Annotated in this window: 18 protein-coding genes; 5 read left to right on the top strand and 13 right to left on the bottom strand. The window is 69.1% G+C overall.

What is annotated here, in order from left to right; genetic code table 11:
* Nucleotides 1-174: 174 nt before the first annotated feature.
* The 3 genes from PI990_RS14655 to PI990_RS14645 all read right to left on the bottom strand — a co-directional run bounded on the left by PI990_RS14655 (nt 175) and on the right by PI990_RS14645 (nt 2,480).
* Nucleotides 175-885, bottom strand: a complete 711-nt coding sequence (locus tag PI990_RS14655) for a thioesterase II family protein (protein WP_271661090.1) — start codon at nt 883-885, stop codon at nt 175-177.
* Nucleotides 886-1,008: a hypothetical protein gene (locus PI990_RS14650; protein WP_271661089.1), complete on the bottom strand. Its 123-nt coding sequence runs from the start codon at nt 1,006-1,008 to the stop codon at nt 886-888.
* An 80-nt stretch (nt 1,009-1,088) separates the two neighbouring features.
* Entirely contained in the window at nt 1,089-2,480 is a 1,392-nt protein-coding gene (locus PI990_RS14645; RefSeq protein WP_263403701.1) for an aspartate aminotransferase family protein, read from the bottom strand.
* A 175-nt stretch (nt 2,481-2,655) separates the two neighbouring features.
* Here PI990_RS14645 and PI990_RS14640 point away from each other — a divergent pair, with 175 nt between their 5' ends.
* From PI990_RS14640 to PI990_RS14630, 3 genes are all read left to right on the top strand, one after another.
* Nucleotides 2,656-3,249, top strand: a complete 594-nt coding sequence (locus PI990_RS14640; RefSeq protein ID WP_271661088.1) for a hypothetical protein — start codon at nt 2,656-2,658, stop codon at nt 3,247-3,249.
* Nucleotides 3,250-3,253: 4 nt separating this feature from the next.
* Nucleotides 3,254-3,568, top strand: coding sequence for a cyclic-phosphate processing receiver domain-containing protein (locus PI990_RS14635; RefSeq protein WP_271661087.1), 315 nt, complete (start codon nt 3,254-3,256; stop codon nt 3,566-3,568).
* Between the two features lie 79 nt (nt 3,569-3,647).
* Nucleotides 3,648-4,448: a hypothetical protein gene (locus tag PI990_RS14630; protein WP_271661086.1), complete on the top strand. Its 801-nt coding sequence runs from the start codon at nt 3,648-3,650 to the stop codon at nt 4,446-4,448.
* A gap of 96 nt (nt 4,449-4,544) precedes the next feature.
* On the opposite strand, the gene PI990_RS14625 is transcribed toward PI990_RS14630, so the two are convergent.
* The 8 genes from PI990_RS14625 to PI990_RS14590 all read right to left on the bottom strand — a co-directional run bounded on the left by PI990_RS14625 (nt 4,545) and on the right by PI990_RS14590 (nt 14,498).
* Nucleotides 4,545-6,224 carry a methyl-accepting chemotaxis protein gene (locus PI990_RS14625; RefSeq protein ID WP_271661085.1) on the bottom strand — a complete coding sequence of 560 codons (1,680 nt, stop codon included), beginning with the start codon at nt 6,222-6,224 and terminating at the stop codon, nt 4,545-4,547.
* Nucleotides 6,225-6,462: 238 nt separating this feature from the next.
* On the bottom strand, nt 6,463-6,903 hold the full coding sequence (locus PI990_RS14620; RefSeq protein WP_271661084.1) for a hypothetical protein: 441 nt from the start codon (nt 6,901-6,903) through the stop codon (nt 6,463-6,465).
* Between the two features lie 69 nt (nt 6,904-6,972).
* A complete protein-coding gene (locus tag PI990_RS14615) occupies nt 6,973-8,235 on the bottom strand; it encodes an NAD(P)/FAD-dependent oxidoreductase (protein ID WP_271661083.1) in 1,263 nt (420 codons plus the stop codon).
* A 4-nt stretch (nt 8,236-8,239) separates the two neighbouring features.
* Complete coding sequence (locus PI990_RS14610; RefSeq protein ID WP_271661082.1) at nt 8,240-9,817, bottom strand: aldehyde dehydrogenase (NADP(+)); 1,578 nt, start codon at nt 9,815-9,817, stop codon at nt 8,240-8,242.
* 56 nt (nt 9,818-9,873) lie between these two features.
* Nucleotides 9,874-10,821 (bottom strand): dihydrodipicolinate synthase family protein, encoded by a 948-nt coding sequence (locus PI990_RS14605; protein ID WP_271661081.1) that lies wholly within the window; start codon nt 10,819-10,821, stop codon nt 9,874-9,876.
* Nucleotides 10,822-10,865: 44 nt separating this feature from the next.
* Nucleotides 10,866-11,792: a 4-hydroxyproline epimerase gene (locus PI990_RS14600; protein ID WP_271661080.1), complete on the bottom strand. Its 927-nt coding sequence runs from the start codon at nt 11,790-11,792 to the stop codon at nt 10,866-10,868.
* Nucleotides 11,793-11,832: 40 nt separating this feature from the next.
* Nucleotides 11,833-12,846: an Ldh family oxidoreductase gene (locus PI990_RS14595; protein WP_271661079.1), complete on the bottom strand. Its 1,014-nt coding sequence runs from the start codon at nt 12,844-12,846 to the stop codon at nt 11,833-11,835.
* 23 nt (nt 12,847-12,869) lie between these two features.
* Complete coding sequence (locus PI990_RS14590; RefSeq protein ID WP_271661078.1) at nt 12,870-14,498, bottom strand: APC family permease; 1,629 nt, start codon at nt 14,496-14,498, stop codon at nt 12,870-12,872.
* A gap of 275 nt (nt 14,499-14,773) precedes the next feature.
* On the opposite strand from PI990_RS14590, the gene PI990_RS14585 reads away from it, so the two are divergent.
* Nucleotides 14,774-15,553, top strand: a complete 780-nt coding sequence (locus PI990_RS14585) for an AraC family transcriptional regulator (protein ID WP_271661077.1) — start codon at nt 14,774-14,776, stop codon at nt 15,551-15,553.
* A 37-nt stretch (nt 15,554-15,590) separates the two neighbouring features.
* Here the strand turns inward: PI990_RS14585 and PI990_RS14580 are convergent, their stop codons facing one another.
* Together PI990_RS14580 and PI990_RS14575 are read right to left on the bottom strand one after the other, a co-directional pair.
* Nucleotides 15,591-16,343 (bottom strand): AAA family ATPase, encoded by a 753-nt coding sequence (locus PI990_RS14580; RefSeq protein ID WP_271661076.1) that lies wholly within the window; start codon nt 16,341-16,343, stop codon nt 15,591-15,593.
* A 52-nt stretch (nt 16,344-16,395) separates the two neighbouring features.
* Nucleotides 16,396-17,436 carry a cytochrome-c peroxidase gene (locus PI990_RS14575; protein ID WP_271661075.1) on the bottom strand — a complete coding sequence of 347 codons (1,041 nt, stop codon included), beginning with the start codon at nt 17,434-17,436 and terminating at the stop codon, nt 16,396-16,398.
* 186 nt (nt 17,437-17,622) lie between these two features.
* Here PI990_RS14575 and PI990_RS14570 point away from each other — a divergent pair, with 186 nt between their 5' ends.
* Nucleotides 17,623-18,195 carry a DUF4124 domain-containing protein gene (locus PI990_RS14570; protein ID WP_271661074.1) on the top strand — a complete coding sequence of 191 codons (573 nt, stop codon included), beginning with the start codon at nt 17,623-17,625 and terminating at the stop codon, nt 18,193-18,195.
* The last annotated feature ends 11 nt before the right edge of the window (nt 18,196-18,206 follow it).

The following is an 18,206-nucleotide window of genomic DNA, read 5'->3' as shown; positions in this document are numbered from 1 at the left end:
CGTGCACGTGGGCAACGAGCGTTCAAGGCTCGGTCGTCCATGGAAAACGGATGGAAGGCGCGGAAAATTAGCGCTGCCAGCCCCGCCGGCAAAGGCGCGGGACGGGCGGATTTCCATAGGCATCAAGCAATTGGCCGCCCAGGGGCATCTTCGTGCGCTCCCGCTGCGGGAGGCTTACCAGGACAGGGCGCGACCGACCCCTGAACGCCGCCGCTCGACCCTGGCGGCGAGGACGTTGCGCAGGTAGCCCAGCACCTCCGCTTCCAGGGTGTGGAAATAGAAGTGGCCACCCTCGAACTGGCGCAGCTCGAGGGTGGCGGAGGTCTCATCGCCCCAGGCGCGGAGCTGGGCGCGGGTGATCCGGTCATCGACCCCCGAGAGCACATGGATCGGGCAATCCAGCGGCGTGCGCGGCCTGGGCCGGTGGCCGACGCAAAGCAGGTAATCGGCGCGCAGGAGAGGCAGCACCATCGACCCGCTGATGCCGGTGACAGGGGCCGGGTCATGCCCCAGGTGGAACAGGCTGGCACCGCACTCCTCCCGACGCGCGGGCGCAGCCGCTCCCGAGACGAACAGGCAGCGGGGCATCGGCAGCCCCCGCGCCCTCAGGACATGCAGCAACTCGCAAGCCAGCAAGGCCCCGAGCCCGTGCCCGAACACCGCATAGCGCCCATGGCGCAACGCCGGCTCCAGCTCACGGGCCAGTTGCCGCGCCAGCCCGACGATATCGGTCTGCGCGGGCTCTTCCGCACGCTCGCCACGACCCGGCAACTCCAGCGGGTGAAGCTCCAGCCAGGCCGGCAGGTGCCGCTGCCATCGCAGATAGACCTGTGCGCTGGCACCACAGAACGGCAGGCAGATCAGCCGCAACGAAGAAGGCGCCATTCAGCCCGCCAGGCGGCCCTTGCCGGCGAGGTACCAACCGACGGGAATCGCCTTGCGGGCGCGCCAGACGGCGCGGTGCCGCACCCGGAACAGCCGGTCGTCACGATCGAATACGAATGCCATGGGGTCTGCTCGAAATGAATGAGGCGCCCATGACGGGGCGCCTCGGGGAAGACGGACGCTTCAGCGGCGGGATGGGCGACTCAATCCCGCAGCGCGGCCGCCAGTGCCCGACCGAAGCGGCGGGCGACTTCGTCCACCTGTTCGGCGGTGATGATCAGCGGCGGCAGGAAGCGCACCACGCTGCCATGGCGACCACCCAGTTCGAGGATCAGCCCTCGCTTCAGGCACTGCGCCTGCAGGCGCGAGGCCAGGGCGTTGAAGGTCGGGGGGTGGCCGAGGGCGTCGCGCGGGCCGGACGGGTCCACCAGCTCGACGCCGAGCATCAGCCCGCGGCCACGGATGTCGCCCAGCTGCGGGTAGTCGCGCTGCAGCTCGCGCAGGTGACCGACCAGGCGCTCGCCCATGGCGGCGGCGTGACCGGGGATGTCGTGCTCCTTGAGGTAGCGCAACACCGCCGAGCCGGCAGCCATGGCCATCTGGTTGCCCCGGAAGGTGCCGGCGTGGGCGCCCGGACCCCAGACGTCGAGCCATTCGCGATAGACCATCACCGCCAGCGGCAGGCTGCCACCGATGGCCTTGGACAGCACCACCACGTCGGGGATGATGCCGGCATGCTCGAAGGCGAACATCTTGCCGGTGCGGCCGAAGCCACTCTGGATCTCGTCGACGATCAGCGCCACACCGGCCTTTTCGGTGATGCGACGCAGGCCGCGCAGCCATTCGATGTCCGCCGGCACCACGCCGCCCTCGCCCTGCACCGCTTCGACGATCACGGCGGCGGGCAGCAGCACGCCGGCCTCCGGGTCACTGAGCAGGTTCTCCAGGTAGTGCAGGTTGGCGCGCACGCCGGCCTCACCACCGATGCCGAAGGGGCAGCGGTAATCGTAGGGATAGGGGGCGAACTGCACGCCGTTGCCGAGCACCGCGCCCAGGGCCTTCTTCGGCCCCAGGTTGCCCATCAGCCCCAGGGCGCCCTGGCTCATGCCGTGGTAGCCGCCCTGGAACGAGAGGATGGTGCTGCGCCCGGTGGCGGTGCGCACCAGCTTCAGCGCGGCTTCCACGGCATCGGTCCCGGTGGGGCCGCAAAACTGGATCTTCGCCTCGCGGGCCAGGCCCTCGGGCAGCAGGCCGAAGAGGTCCTGGACGAACTGGTCCTTCACCGGGGTGGTGAGGTCCAGGGTGTGCAGGGGCAGCTCGTCGGCCAGCACCTGGCGGATGGCATCGATCACCACCGGGTGGTTGTGGCCCAGGGCCAGGGTGCCGGCACCGGCCAGGCAATCGATGAAGGTGCGGCCTTCCACGTCCTCAACATAGAGCCCGCGCGCACGCTTGAGCGCCAGGGGGATGCGCCGGGGGTAGCTGCGGGCATTGGACTCCTGCTGCTTCTGGCGGGCCAGCAGCGGCGTCTCCTCGAACTGGTAGAGCGTCTCTTCTTCTGCGGCGGACAGCGGCAGGCTGGTAGCGGCTTGCATCCTTCGACCCTCGATAAAGTGGCATCAAGCTCCGGGCCGTGCGCTTGTGGCGCTTCTCGGCCTTGTGCAGAGGAGACGATGGGCGACGGTGGGGATTTAGACGCAATGCGTGAAGCGGGATGCAGCGCAAGATAAACTTCGCAACCCCGCACACTCCCGGCTGGCTGCACGCTGAATGGAATCGAATCTGGACCGCTCCCTGGTGGAGGAACTGCTGGCCGCGCCCGGCCTGATGCACCAGCACCTTCTGCACGCCTTGGCCACCCCTGTGGAGGTGCTGGAATTCCGTACCCGGGATGAAGGCCTCTGTGACGCCAGGCTCTATCACTGCGGCAAGGCGCAGGCCGCAACGCCCGCCCAGGCCCTGATCGCACTGCTCAATCGCGAGCTGCACCAGGTGGAAGAATGGGCGCTGGAGGAGACGACTCCGGCGCATGTCGGCGACCTGATGGAGCGCTGGCTGCTCCCAGAGCTCGCCAACGCCCAGCCCACTCGCGTCGATATCGACAAGGCGACCCTGGAGATCACCAGCCTGGGAGACACCATCCGCAGCGCCATCCTGGCGCGGCATGCCGATACCGGCCGCCCTTATCACAGTGACCGCTGGGGCATCTTCCGCGACGGCCAGCCGCAACCGCTGGCCACCCCTATCCTCCCCGAGCCGTTGATCGCGCCGGCGCTGGCCTTGCAGGACAGCTGGAACGAGAAGCTCTATTTCTGCGAAACCCGCGACACCTGGCTGCTCTACAGCTGGGCAACAGGAGCCTGAGGCGATGAAGGTCTATCTGGACGACGAACGCACCACCCCCGACGGCTGGGTCCGCACCTGGTGGCCGGACGAGGTGATCGAGCTATTGAAGACGGGCAGTGTCAGCGAGCTGAGCCTGGACCACGACCTGGGCGACGACGAACGCGGCACCGGCTACGACGTGATCCTGTGGATCGAGGAAGCCGTGGCCCTGCACGGCTTCGTGCCGCCACGCATCGCCGTGCATTCGGCCAACTCCTCGGCGGTGCTGAAGATGCAGGCCGGGGTCCGCGCCATCGAAGCCCTGGCCCGGCGCAACCGCCAGCCCTGGGCCGGGTGACTCGACGTCGGACTGAAGGCAGGTGCAGAAGCGCCTTTCTGATCTAGTCTCTTGCAGCATTCATCAGGGAGGAACGCCCATGCCAAGAGGCCCGCAGAAAACCAAGAGCAAGCTGAGAGTCCATATCGACCCCGTCTCCGGAGACGTCAAGGTGACCGGCCGCCCGGATTGGACCACCAACGCCAAGCGCATCAAGGTCAACCAGCGCTCGAGCCAGGGCGACATCGAGGACAGGCGCCACATGGTGCATTGGAGCCAGTCGATCAGGAAGAACGCCGAGCGTGTCTTCAGTGCCATCAACCAGGCGTACGGATCGGATGCCAAGAAGCTCTACGAGGTGTTGATCGAGCCCTTGCAGTCGCGGAGCCTCAAGCGCATCCCCAAGAACAGCAAGGATGTGATGCTCTATATCGCCAAGTACCTGAACAGCGCGCCGGTGAACCTGGTGGCGGGCCGGGCCGATACCAACAAGGCCATCGAGATCGTGCGCAAGAACCTCGATCTCTTCGCCACCTACCTACGCGAAAGCCATACGGACAGCGACACCGACCCGGCTTCAACGACCAACCACCAGCGCATGCAGGCGTGCAGGGCCAAGGCCCGGGAACTGCTGCCGGTCGGCGACAAGAGCAGCGACATCAAGGCCCAGGTCAGCAAGATCCACAAGCAGCTGATCGCTCATATCGATGGCATCGAGTCACCCGCCGAACTCTGGTCGCTGCTGTTCGACCTGCGCTATTCGGTGACCTTCGACATCTCGCCGATGGCCCAGCGCCAGGCGACCGAGAAGATGCTCAGCTGGGAGCGGATGATGCTCTCGTCCACCTACATGCCGGCGAAAGACCAACTCGAGCGGCTGGTCTCGCTTGCGGACGCCTGAGCAGGGAGCGCGATAGCCGGCCCCGCTCGGGTAGCCCCAACACCAGGCCGCGAAGGATGCACGGCCGATAGCGGCGGCAACGCGCGCGCCTCCCCCTCAATCGGCTCGGTAACGCCCCACGAGCTGTTGCAAGCCACCGGCCATCTCACCCAGGCGCTGGGTGATGTCGCTGGCGGTGCGCGAGCCGGCGGCGGTCTGTTCGGCGATGGCGGCGATCTGGTGCACGTTGGCATTGATGGATTCGCAGACCTGGGTCTGCTCTTCCGCCGCAGCGGCGATCTGCGCGTTCATGCCGTTGATGGTGGTAGTCGCCTCGACGACCGCCTCCAGGGCCTGGCCGACCCGGCCCACCTCCACCACGGCCCGGGCGCTACCGCCACGGATCTGGCCGATGACAGCGATGGCCTCGCGGGCGCCGGCCTGCAGGCGACCGATCATTTCCTGGATCTCCGCTGTGCTGCTCTGGGTACGCCCCGCCAGCGTGCGCACCTCATCGGCGACGACCGCGAAGCCGCGTCCCTGGTCACCGGCACGCGCGGCTTCGATGGCGGCGTTGAGTGCCAGCAGGTTGGTCTGCTCGGCGACGCCGTGGATCACATCCAGCACGCTGCCGATACCCTCGGATTCGCTGCCCAGCCGGCGGATGATCTCGACCCCGCTTTCCACCTGTCCCTCCAGCCCGTCGATCACCTCGGCGGCGCTACGCACCAGGCCCTGCGCGCCCTGTACCTGGTCCTCGGCTGCCTGGGCCGCCTGCGCCGCGCCGGCCGCACTGCTGGCGACCTGCAGGGCCGCCGCCGACATCTGTTCCATGGCGGTGGCCAACTGGTCGCTCTCCACGTGCTGGCTGGCGATGCCCTGACCGGTCTGCTCCATGAAGGCCCCCAGCTCCTCGCTGGCGGCCCCCAGGGTGGCGGCGGACGAGCGCGTCTGCCGCACCAGTTGGCCGACCTGCTCGGCGAAGTGGTTGAACGCTCGCGCCAGGGTCCCGAGCTCGTGGCCGGTGGAAGGGTCCAGGCGGCGGGTCAGGTCGCCTTCGCCCCGGGCGATGTTTTCCATGGTCCGCACCGCCTGGTCCAGGGGCCGATGGATGCTGCGTGCCAGCAGGGTCGCCAGGGTGGCGATCAGCACCAGCAGGATGGCGGCACATGCGGCGCTGCGGATCAGGCTCAGGCGCACGGCACCGGCGAACTCCCGCTCCAGCTCGGCGAGCTGCGTTTCCAGGTCGTCGATGTAGAAGCCGGTGCCCAGGACCCAGTCGCTGTCGGGCATCGGCACCACGTAGGCGAGCTTCGGCGAGGGCTCTTCCTCGCCGGGCCGTGCCCAGCCGTATTCCACGTAGCCGCCACCGGCGGCGCCGGCTTCGACGTATTCGCGCACCAGATGACGGCCTTCGGGGCTGGTGGAGTCCCAGTAGCCCGTGCCTTCACGGGCGGGGTTGTCGGCGCTCATCACCTGCACGCCCTGGCTGTCGTAGGCGAAGAAGTAGCCGTTGCCTCCATCGAAGCGCAGGCTGCGCAGCGCCTCCTTGATGCGCTCGCGGCCCGCTGCCGAGCCGCCGTTGGCCAATGGCGCCACGGCGCTCAGGGCCAGCTCCATGTAGTTGGCCAATTGCTCGCGCTTGGCCGCCAGCAACGACTCGCGCAGATCGTCGCGGCTCATGTCGCGCAGCTCACGGGCCTGGGATACGAACAGCCAGGCGCTGATCGTGGCCAGTGCCAGGACCGGCACCAGGGCCAGGAGGAGGATCTTTTGCCTGATGGATAAGCGATTCATCCCGTCATTCCCTCTGTGAGTGTCGACGGGGCGTTCTAGCACGCGGGAATGCGGGACGATGGAGTCCGGGCCGAGCCCCTCATCGCCGCCAGGGGAAGGCGCAGGCAGCAGGCGCAAGGGCTGGCCGTGATCGGGCGCACAGGCGCAGGCACAGGCGCACGGCGCGTTCACACCCGTCCTGCAACTGGGGCCGGCATGCCCCTACGATGCAATCACCGGCGGGCAGCGGGCTCGCGGGTCAGGTCCCCTGGATCGCGCTCCACACCTGCGAAAGCCCCACCAGGTGCAGCCCGCCCAGCGTCAGGCAGATGGCCGAGCTCCACAGCCAGAAGGCGGCGCTGCGGCCCAGCCCGCGCTTGACCAGCAACAGCCCGCCGAGCCCCCGCAGCAGGTACACCGCGGTGACCAGGCACAGCACCGGCCGTGTCAGGGGAAGTGGCAGGCCGAGCCCGGCCAGCAGCGCGTAGAGCGCCCAGAGCCCCAGCACCGTGGCGATGGCCAGGGTGACCAGCGTGGCCACCGGGCTGCCGGCCTCGGCCAGGCGCGCCATGCGCTCACCGGCCCCGAAGAAGCGATACCAGGGCGCACCGTAGCGGATGCAGCCCATGTGCAGCAGCGCGGCGATGGCGCTCAGGGCACCACCGGCCAGCAGGAAGGGATTAGGGAAAAGGTCGTCCATGGCGAAGCTCCTGTGCAGAGGCCCGCCATTCTGGGGGCCCCAGGCCCCATGCGCCAGCAGCCGGGCGCACTAGCTCGCGAAGCGCCCCAGCCGGTAAGCCTCCAGCCCCGCCATGGCCTGCCCCTCGGCCAGTTGGCCGATGTACTCGGCGGTGACGGCGGCCTGGGTCAGCCCGAGGTGCTGGTGGCCGAAGGCGAGCAGGACGCGACCCTCGCCCACCCGGTCGATGATCGGCAACGAGTCCGGCAGCGAGGGACGGAAGCCCATCCAGGGGCTGGCGCCTGCGGTGTCCAGCTCGTCGCGGAACAGCCCCTGGCTGAGGCGGTGCAGCTGCCAGGCACGCTCCATGTTGGCGGGGCGTACCAGGCCGGCGAACTCCACGGTGCCGGCCAGGCGCAGGCCGTCGGCCAGGGGCGTCATGATGAAGCGGCGCTCGAGCGAGGTGACGGCGAAGGGCAGCCGGCCGTGCTCGTGGGGCAGCATCAGGTGATAACCGCGCTCGGTGTCCAGGGGCACCTGCTTGCCCGTGAGGCTGGCGGTCAGCGGGGCCGAGTGGGCGCCACAGGCCACCAGCACCTGGCGCGCCTGCACACTGCCTGCATCGGTGCTCAGCGCCACGCCATCCGCGAGAAGATGGCCACCGTGCACCCGCTGGCGCACGAAGCGCACGCCCAGCCCTTCGGCGGCCGCCGCCAGTTCACGAACCACCCGATGCGGGTCGATGAAGTGCCCGGTGCGAGGGAAGAACAGCCCGCCGTGTATGCGCTCGCTCAACTGGGGCGCCGCCGCGTGCACGGCGGCGCCCTCCCAGAACTCCAGCGGCACGCCCTGCCCGGCCATGCGCGCCTGCACCTGCTGCAGCGCCCGGCGGGATTCCTCGCGCTCATACACCAGCAACGAACCGTCCACCTTGAGCAGGTCGGGGCGCTGGATGCTGGCCAGCAGCCGTTGCCAGGCCTCCAGGCTGGCCTCATTGAGCCCGCGCAGGCCGGCCACGGTGCGCTGGAAGGGCGCAGCGCGCAGGTTGAGCAGCAGGCGCAGGAACCAGGGCAGCGCCTGGGGCAGGTACTTCCAGTCGAGGCGCAGCGGGCCCATCGGGTCCATGAGCATGGCCGGCAGGCGCGTGAGGATCGACAGGTCGGCGATGGGGAAGACCTGCTCGGTGGCCAGGTGCCCGGCATTGCCGAACGAGGCGCCCTGCCCCGGCTCCTGCGGATCCAGGACCCGCACGCGCTTGCCCTGCCGCGCCAGTTGCAAGGCGCAGGCGACGCCGATGATGCCGGCGCCGACCACCGCGATATCGATCGCGTCCGAAGCGGGATGATTGCCCATGGCGCTACGCCTCCCGCTGGCCATCGAGCAGGCGGCGCAGCTGCAGCGGGTTGCCCTGCCGGAGCGCCGTGGGCAGCAGCGCATCCGGGAAGCCCTGGTAGCAGACCGGCCGCAGGAAGCGCTGGATGGCCGCGGTGCCCACCGAGGTGCTGCGAGCATCGGAGGTGGCCGGGAAGGGGCCGCCGTGAACCATGGCATCGCCCACCTCGACGCCGGTGGGCCAGCCGTTGACCAGCACGCGGCCGGCCTTCAGCTCCAGGGTCGGCAGCAGGGCCCGGGCGGCGTAGTGGTCCGCTTCGTCCAGGTGCAGGGTGGCGGTGAGCTGGCCTTCGAGGTGCTCGGCGATGGCCCGCACTTGCCTCGCATCCCGGCACTGCACGATGAGCCCGGCGGCACCGAAGATTTCCGCCTGCAGCGCCGGGTCGGCGAGGAAGGCGTCGGCCTCGGTGACGAACAGCTGCGCCTGGCAGCGGTTGGGTCCATCACCCGGCTGCCCGCTGGCCACCTGGCGCACCTTGGTGTGCCGGGCCAAGGCGCCGACGCCGGACGCGAAGGCATCGAAAATGCCCGGCGTCAGCATGGTCTGCGCCGGGCTCTTCTCCAGTTGCCCGGTGGCGGCGGCGACAAAGGCATCCAGCGCCTCGCCCCGCTGGGCGATGAGCAGGCCCGGATTGGTGCAGAACTGCCCGGCGCCCTGGGTCAGCGAGGCGACGAAGCCTTCGGCCAACGCCTCGCTCCGGGCGTGCAGGGCAGCAGGGAACAGGAACACCGGGTTGATCGCGCTCATTTCCGCATACACCGGGATCGGCTCCGGCCGCGCCTGGGCCGCCTGGCACAGGGCCAGGCCACCGCTGCGCGAGCCGGTGAAGCCGACGGCCTTGATGCGCGGGTCGCTGATCAGGGCGATGCCCACCTCGTGGCCGGCACCGTACAGCAACGAGAACACGCCCTCGGGCATCGCGCAGCGCTCCACTGCGCGGGCCACCGCCCGCCCCACCCACTCGCTGGTGCCCGGGTGGGCGCCGTGGGCCTTGACCACCACCGGGCAGCCGGCCGCCAGCGCCGAGGCGGTATCACCACCGGCCACGGAGAAGGCCAGGGGGAAGTTGCTGGCGCCGAACACCGCCACCGGCCCCAGGGCCACCTGGCGCTGGCGCAGGTCCGGGCATGGCAGGGGCTGGCGTTGCGGCTGGGCGCTGTCGATCCGCACGTCCAGCCATTCACCGGCGCGCAGGGTGCGGGCGAAGGTGCGCAGCTGCTGGCAGGTGCGGCCACGCTCGCCCTGGATGCGTGCCAGGGGCAGGCCCGTTTCAGCCACCGCGCGCTCGATCAGCGCATCCCCCAGTGCTTCGATCTCCTCGGCGATGGTGTCGAGAAACGCCGCGCGTGCCGCTGGCGAGGTTTCCCGGTAGGCGGTGAAGGCTTCCCGGGCCAATACGCAGGCCTGTTCCACCTGTGCCGGGCTGCCGCCCGGGTAGGCGGGCTCCAGCACGGCGCCGGTGGCGGGGTCGATGGCACGGATGGCCGCGCCGCGACCGGCCACGGCCTGGCGGCCGATCAGCATGTTGCCTGTGAGTGTCATGGTGCTTCCTGTTGTGCGGGGCGCCGCTACGCAGGGGCTGCGCAGCGGCGCCTGGGTCAGACGAGGTTTTGTTCCACCGACCAGCTGGCATACCACTGGCGGAACAGCGCGTACTGCTGCTCGGCGTAGCGACGCTGGGCGTCGCTGAGGGCGTCGCTCTCGTTGAAGTGCAGGCTGTATTCGCGGTCGCCGTTGAGCACCATCAGGTACTTGTAGAACAGCACCAGGTCGCAGCCCTCGTCGAAGGACGAGAGCACGTCCAGTGCCTCGCTCAGCTCCAGGGCCAGGCGCCGCGCACGGGTGTCGCCCGCAGCGGCTTGCCGGCTCAGGGCCACCAGCTGCAGCACTTCGCGGGGCAGCACGTTGCCAATGCCGGTGATGGTGCCGGCGGCATTGCAGTGGACGTAGCCGTGGAACACCTGGGTGTCGACGCCGGCGACGAGGATGACCTCGTCGTCGCGGGAGGTGATGTGTTCGGCGGCGTAGCGCATGGCCTCGGCGCCACCGAACTCCTTGAAGCCGATCAGGTTGGAGAACTGGCTACGCAGCTCGAAGAACAGCTCAGCGCGGGTGGAGAAGCTGTAGTAGGGGCTGTTGTAGATCACCGAGGGCAACTGCGGCGCGGCACCGAGCACGGCGGCGAAGTGCGCCTTCTGTGCGGCGGGCGAAGCGGCGCGGGACAGCAGGCGCGGGATCACCATCAGGCCCTGGGCGCCCACCTTGGCGGCGTGCGCGGCGTGGGCGACCGCCTCGCGGGTGTTGACCGCGCCGGTGCCGACCACCGTGGGCACGCCGGCCTGCACCAGGCGCGCCACGCCCTCCTGGCGCTGGGCCTCGCTGAGCAGCGGCCAGTCACCCATGGAGCCGCAGTACACCACCCCGCTCATGCCCAGCTCGACCAGCTCACGGCCCTTGGCGACCAGGGCGTCGAAGTCCGGCTGGCGGGCGGCGGTGCAGGGTGTCATCAGGGCGGGGATGCAACCGGTGAAGATGTCGTGACTCATGGTTCTGCTCCTTGGTGCAGGGAAATGGAGAGGCGCGCGCGGGTTCAGATGCCCCACGCGAAGGGGTCCTGTTCGTCGATGAGCAGGACGCAGTCGGCGGTGATATGGGCGCGCCCGGTGATGAAGGGGCGGATGCGCTCGCCCTCCCATTCGTAGCGGCCCTCGAAGCGGCTGCCGGTGATGCCGGCCTGGACCCAGGTCTCACCCGGGGCCAGCTTGCCGTCGGCCGCCAGGCACGCCAGCTTGGCGCTGGTGCCGGTGCCACAGGGGGAGCGGTCGTAGGCCTTGCCCGGGCACATGACGAAGTTGCGGCTGTCGCCGTGTTCGTCCTCGGCGAACAGCTCGACATGGTCGATCAGCGCGCCGCCTTCGCCCTGGATGCCTTGCGCCTCCAGGGCCCTGAGCATCGCCCAGGTGAAGGCGGTGAGGGCTTCGACGTTGTCCAGCTGCAGGCGCTGGCCGTGCTCGGCGACGAGGAAGAACCAGTTGCCGCCCCAGGCGATATCGCCCAGGAAGGTGCCGTGGCCGGGCACCTCCACCGGCACCTGGGTGCGATAGCGGTAGGACGGCACGTTGCAGATGGTCACGCGGCCATCCTCGTGGAGGGTGGCGCTGACGGTGCCCACCGGGGTGTCGATGCGGTGCTCGCCCGGGTCGATCAGCCCCTGGTGGTGCAGGGAGACGACCAGGCCGATGGTGCCGTGCCCGCACATGCCGAGGTAGCCGGCGTTGTTGAAGAAGATCACCCCGCAGGTGGCGCCGGGCGACAGCGGCGGGCAGTGCAGCGCCCCCACCAACACATCGTTGCCGCGCGGCTCCAGCAGGCAGGCGCGGCGCCAGTGGTCGTGGTGCTCGCGCAGGCTGTCGCGCTGCTCGGCCAGGGTGCGGCCGACGGGTTCGGGAAAGCCGTCCATCACCAGGCGCGTGGGTTCGCCGCCGGTGTGGGAGTCGATCACATGTATGCGCTTCATGGGCGGTTCCATTCAGGGAGACAGGTGGGTGGCCGGGGCGCTAGGCCGCCAGCCGCTCGATATCATCCAGCAGGGTTTTCGCCACCCAGACGCCGTCACGCGCGCTGCGCTGGCGGGCATCGAAGCGACGTTGCGAAGGCAGGCGTGCGCCCTGCCCGGTGATGGCGGCGAACAACTGCTCGGCGCGGCGTTGCCCCTCCTCCAGGGCGCCGCCGAGGAAGCGCGCCGGGTCGAAGGCCAGCAGCAGTTCGCCATGGCAGGGCGTGGCCCCGGCGCCGGCATCGAAGGCCAGCGATTCGGCGCTGGTGAGGTCGCCGATCAGCGCGCCGGCCATCAGCTCGATCATCGCGGCGAGGGCCGAGCCCTTGTGCCCGCCGAAGGTCTGCATGGCGCCTTCCAGCACGGCGCGGGCGTCGGTGCTGGGCCGCCCTTCGGCATCCAGGCCCCAGCCCAGGGGAATGGCTTTGCCCTGGCGGGCGTGCAGCTCGATGTCGCCCCGGGCGATGGCGCTGGTGGCGAAGTCGAAGACGAAGGGTTCGCGCCCCGCGCGCGGCCAGGCGAAGGCCAGCGGGTTGGTGCCGAACACGCCCTGGCTGCCGCCCTCCGGCGCCACCCAGGCGTGGCTGGGGGTCATGGCCAGGCCCACCAGCCCTTCAGCGGCGATGGCTTCCACCTCCGGCCAGAGCGCGGAGAAGTGGAAACAGTTGCGGATCACCAAGGCGGCGACGCCCAGCTCGCGGGCCTGCTCCACCAGCAGCGGCAGCCCGGTCTGCAGGGCCAGCAGCGAGTAGCCGCGGTGGGCATCGACGCTGACGATGGCCGGTGCCGGCCGGCTCAGGGTCGGCCGGGCGTTCGGGTCGACCTTGCCGGAGCGCAGCGAGTGCACGCACACCAGCACGCGGTAGAGGCCATGGGAGTGGCACTCGTCGCGCTGCCCCTGGGTGATGGTGTCGGCGATGGCCCGGGCGTGATCCTCGCCCATGCCGTTGCCGATCAGCGTGCGCAGGGCCAGGTCATGGACCTGCTCGAGGCTGAGGTTGATGAGCTCGCTCATATCCGTACTCCTTCTTGCGGCTATCAGGACAGGGCCTGGCTGGGGGCCGCGGCCGGTTGCAGGCCCTGCTCGGTGTCGGCGGCCTCCTCGCTTTCATCCTCGCCACTGAGGATGATCAGCTCGGCCGGCACGCCCGTGGCCGCGCCCCAGTAGTAGATCGCGGTGGCGCAGGCCGCCACGGCGAGGGTGTCGAAGGGGTGGGCCTGCAGGCCCAGGCCACCGAAGCTGCCGAGCCAGGAGAGCAGCAGGGTCACGGCGTAGAAGCCGATCAGCCAGGCGGACGAGCGCACCTGCTGGGCCAGGCTCAGGTGCTCGGTGGGCACGAAGCGGCGGCACAGCAGGTAGATGACGAACATCAGGATCTGCAGGCTGAGCAGCCAGGACACGGTGTTCCAGCCCGACCAGTAGACGATCAGCGCGGCGATGACGAAGGACAGCGGCCCCATCACCGCCATGCCCCGGACGCGGAACGGCCGCGGCATGCCGGGGGCGTTGCGCCGCAGCGCAGCGACGGTGACCGGGGCCACGGCGTAGCTGAGGATCAGCGCCGCGGAGACGACATTGATCAGCGCCTCCCAGGAGGGGAACGGCAGGGTCCAGAACACCGACAGGCCGAAGGTCAGCCACAGCGCCGGGCGCGGGATGCCGGACTGTTCATCGATGCGGGTGAAGAGGCGGAAGAAGGTGCCGGTCTTTGCCCAGCCATAGACGACCCGGGGCGTGGCATTCATGTAGATGTTGCCGCAGCCGCTGGGGGAGACCACTGCGTCGGCCACCACCAGGTAGGCCAGCCAGCCGATGCCGAGGACCAGGGCGATGTCCCGGTACGGCAGGGCGAACTCCTTGGAGATGCCGGCCCAGCCGTTGGCGAGCATTTCCGTCGGCACGGCGCCGAGGAAGGCCAGTTGCAGCAGCACGTAGATGGCGGTGGAGAGCAGCACCGAGAGGATCAGCGCGATGGGGATGGTGCGCTGCGGGTTCTTCACCTCGCTGGCCACCGAGATGATCGGCGTGAGCCCCAGGTAAGCGAAGATGATGCCGCCGGCGGAGACCGCCATCTCGATGCCCGAGAGGCCGAAGGGGGCGAAGCCCTGGGCCTGGAAGTTCTCCGGATTGAAGAAGGCGAAGAGCACGCCGATGACCAGCAGCGGCACGATGAACTTGAACACGCTGACCAGGTTGTTGGCCCGGGCGAAGGTCTTGACGCTGCGGTAGTTGAGCCAGAAGAACAGGCACAGCAGGCCGAACTGCACCAGCCAGCCGCTGAGTGTCGGGTTGCTCGAACCGGCCTCGGTCAGCCCCGGAAACCAGGCCGCCGCGTACTGGCGGGAAGCGACCACCTCGATAGCCACCAGGCTGGAGAAGGCGATCAGGGTGATGAAGCCCATCAGGTAGCCCAGCAGCGGGCCGTGGGAGAACACCGGGTAGCGCACCACGCCACCGGCACGGGGCAGCGCCGCGCCCAGTTCGCAGTAGATGATGCCGAGCAGCAGCACGGCGAAGCCGCCGATGAACCAGGAGATGATCCCCGCCGGGCCGGCGATGGCGGAGACGTGGCTGGCGGCGAACAGCCAGCCGGAGCCGAAGATGGCCCCAAGGCCGATGAAGGTGAGGTCCGTCAGGGACAGCTGTTTCTTGAACTTTCCAGACATGGCGTAGCCTTCTTGTGCGTTATTGGATGGGCTGGAGAGATCCCTGTGCAGCGCCGGGGCCTGGCGACGAATCAGGCACGGAGACGAACCGGTGCGACGGCGCCCCGAGGTCTGCAACGGCCATAGGTTGGCCCGCCCGGACGCCTGCGGGCTTGATGCATTTCCTCGGTTCCCATGACGAAATCGGCACAGTTGGCGCAATGACCGGGCAAGGCTCGACAGGCCCTGGCCGCCTGCGGCAACCTGCCGTCTCGCGTGCACTGGGAGGCCGGACGATGCCGCAGAACCCGCTGGAAGGACTCTTCGCCGAAGAGGGGCTGGAACGCCCCGAGAGCATGGACGCACTGCTGGCCAGCGCGCGGCTGCTGCTGCCGATGCTGGATGCGATCCCCAATGCGGCGATCTTCATCAAGGACACCCAGGCGCGTTATCTGCTGGCCAACCGCACCCTGGTCCAGCGCTGCGGCCTGAAGGCCTTGCAACCGCTACTGGGCAAGACCAGCGCGGAGGTCTTCCCCGCCCAGCTCGGCCCCGGCTACACCGAGCAGGACCGCCGCGTGCTGGAACAGGGCCAGGTGCTGGAAGACCAGCTGGAGCTGCACCTGTACGGCAGCCGCGAACCCGGCTGGTGCCTGACCCACAAACGCCCCCTGCACGACCGCGCCGGGCAGGTGATCGGCCTGGTGGGCATCTCGGTGGACCTGCAATCGGCCAGCGCCAGCCACCCCGCCTACGAACGCCTGGCCGCCGTGGACGAGCACATCCGCACGCACTTCCACGAGCCCATCACCCTGGAGACCCTCACCCGCATCGCCCGGCTCTCCGTCGCCCAGCTGGAGCGCCACTGCAAGCGCGTGTTCCACCTCACGCCCCGGCAGATGATCAGCAAGGCCCGCCTGGAGCACGCCCACCGCCTGCTGCAGACCGACCTGCCCATCACCGACGTCGCCCTGCAATGCGGCTACACCGACCACAGCGCCTTCAGCCGCCAGTTCAAGCAGCTCACCGGCTTTACGCCACGGCAGTATCGGCAGGCGATGGGCGGCGGCACCTGAGAGCGCCCGCCGCTGACTGTACCGAAGGCGGCGGGCCTCAGCCCTCCTCCCCCAGCAAGGTGCGCAGGGTGCGCGCCGGGTTGGCGAGGAAGCCACGGCTGACCTGCACGTGCTCGGTGTCGTCGTAGGCGGTGAGCGTGAAGCCCTCCGGCCCGCACTGGTAGATCCAGGCGTCCGGGTAGGCCATGAGGATGGGCGAATGGGTGGCGATGACGAATTGCGAATCGTCCTTCACCAGATCGTGGATGCGCGCCAGCATGGCCAGTTGGCGCTGGGGCGAGAGCGCCGCCTCGGGTTCGTCGAGGAGGTACAGGCCCTTGCCGCCGAAGCGGTTCATCAACAGCGCGAGGAAGGATTCACCATGGGACTGCTCGTGCAGCGAGCGGCCGCCGTAGGCGTCGATCACCGGCGGCGCCGGAGCCGGCTCGGCGTCCAGGTGCTCGATCTCGGTGGCCAGGTTGAAGAAACTCTCGGCCCGCAGGAAGAAGCCATCCCGCGCGCGGCGCACGCCCCGGCTGACGCGCAACGCACGGTGCAGCTCGGAATGGAAGGCGCGGGTGCCGAAGTTGAAGTTGCGGGTGCCGCCTTCGGGGTTGAAGCCCAGGGCCACCGCCAGGGCTTCCATCAGGGTGGACTTGCCCGAGCCGTTCTCGCCCACCAGGAAAGTCACCTTGGGGTGGAACTCCAGGCGCTCCAGGCTGCGCACCGCCGGCAGGACGTAGGGGTAGCGGGAGAAGGAGTCCACCTTATCCCGCTTCAGCAGCATCTCGATCAGGTAACGCGTGTCCATCGGCGGGGTCCTTGCTCCGGGGCGACCATCCTAGAGCCCGCCGGGCCCGCCGTCACTCCGGCCGTGGCGTGCTCGCGGTGCTGGCCGGCAGGATCGGGTAGCTGACATCCGGCTGACGCCCCGATAGCCCGTGGAGGAAGGCGGTGATCGCGGCCACTTCCTTGTCCTTGAGTTCGCGGCCCAGCTGGCTGTTGCCCATGATCGCCACCGCCTCCTTCAGCTCCCAGACCTGGCCGCTGTGGAAGTACGGTGCGGTGAGGGCGATGTTGCGCAGGGGCGCGGCGCGGAATACGTAGGCGTCGCTGGAGGTCTTGGTCACTGCGAAGCGCCCCTTGTCGCCGATGGGCAGGATGTCTTCGGTGGGTTTGCGCACCAGGCCGAAGGGGAAGTACGCCTGGCCGCCGAAGTTGACGCCGTTGTGGCAGGCGCTGCAGCCGCTGTCGATGAACAGCGCCAGGCCTTCCTTCTGCTGGGCGGCCAGGGCCTTGTCATCCCCCGCCAGGTAGCGGTCGAAGGGCGAGTCGGGCGTGGTCAGGGTCGCCTCGAAGGCCTCGATGGCCAGGGCCATGTTGTCGAAGCTCACCGGTTTCTCCGCCTTGGGGAAGGCTGCGGAGAAGGCCGCGACGTACTCGGGGATGCTGGCCAGGGTCCGCTCCACGCGCTCGGGGGTGTTGTTCATTTCCACGCTGGCCTGGATCGGGCCCTTGGCCTGGGCTTGCAGGTCTTCGGCGCGGCCGTCCCAGAACTGCGCGGCGTTGAACACCGCGTTGAACACCGTCGGTGAGTTCCGCGGCCCTTTCTGCCAGCCGTGGCCGACCGAGGTGGGCACGTTGTCCGCCCCGCCGGTGCCGATGTTGTGGCAGGTGTTGCAGCTGATGATGTGGCTGCGGGAGAGGCGCGGTTCGAAGAACAGTTGCTTGCCGAGGGCGATCTGCGCCTCGGTGAGCGTGCGCCCCTGGGTCTGCGAGACCGTGGCCGGTACCGGCTTGAACAGCGCAGCGGCCCTGTCGCGCAGGGGATCCGCCGTGGCCTCCCAGGGCAATGCCGCTGCGAACGTAAGACCACCGAGCACTAACATCTGTATAGGACGCATACGGGTGACTCCTCAGGCTTTCTTCTGGCTTGCCTCAGGAGATTTCAGCCAGCCACCGCGCTTCTTGATTTGCATCAAGAGGCCACCGCAAGCGCAGCGGTGCGAGTGTCGCAGCCGGGGCTGTCACTGCCCCGGGCCAGTGGATAGACTCCTCCCCCCATTGCGGCCCCAGCACAAGGATGTTCGATGCGCTCCCCCCTCAGCCTCACCCTGGCCCTGCTCGCCTGTGCCCTGCTCCTCGCGCCCCTGGCCCCGGCCTCCGCCGCCATCTACAAATGCCAGGCCGCCAACGGCGCCACCCAGTTCTCCGACCGCCCCTGCGGCACGGCGGAGAACCAGGAAGAGATCGCCCACGAGAACCCCGCACCGCCACCTCCCAGCAGCACGGAGCAAACCGGCAAGGCCACCTTGCCGCTGGACGATATCCAGGCGAGCTACGCGGCGGCCGAGCAGGCCAACCCGCCGCTGCTGACCCTGGCCGACCTGCAGGGCACCTGGTCGGACCTGGACTTCGACTCGCCCCTGCGTGGCTACTGGGTGTTCGGCTCCAGTACCGTGCGCATGGACCGCAAGGGCATGGAAATCCGTGATCGCGTGAAGATCACCGTCCGCTTCAGGCTCAAGGGCAATCTGCTGACCTACATTCATGAGCCCGATTCCTTCCGCAATAAGCGCTGGGAAGAGAAGGTCGTGATCGAGCGCTACGAGCCTGGCCGGCTGATCGACTTCGGCTCCGTGGTGCTCTATCGCGTCAGGTAGCGCATCGCCCG

Origin of the sequence: Pseudomonas sp. TUM22785 (assembly GCF_028198105.1) — a bacterium.
In the GTDB taxonomy this organism is placed as follows: domain Bacteria; phylum Pseudomonadota; class Gammaproteobacteria; order Pseudomonadales; family Pseudomonadaceae; genus Metapseudomonas; species Metapseudomonas solani.
This window is presented reverse-complemented; position numbering and strand designations above follow the sequence as displayed.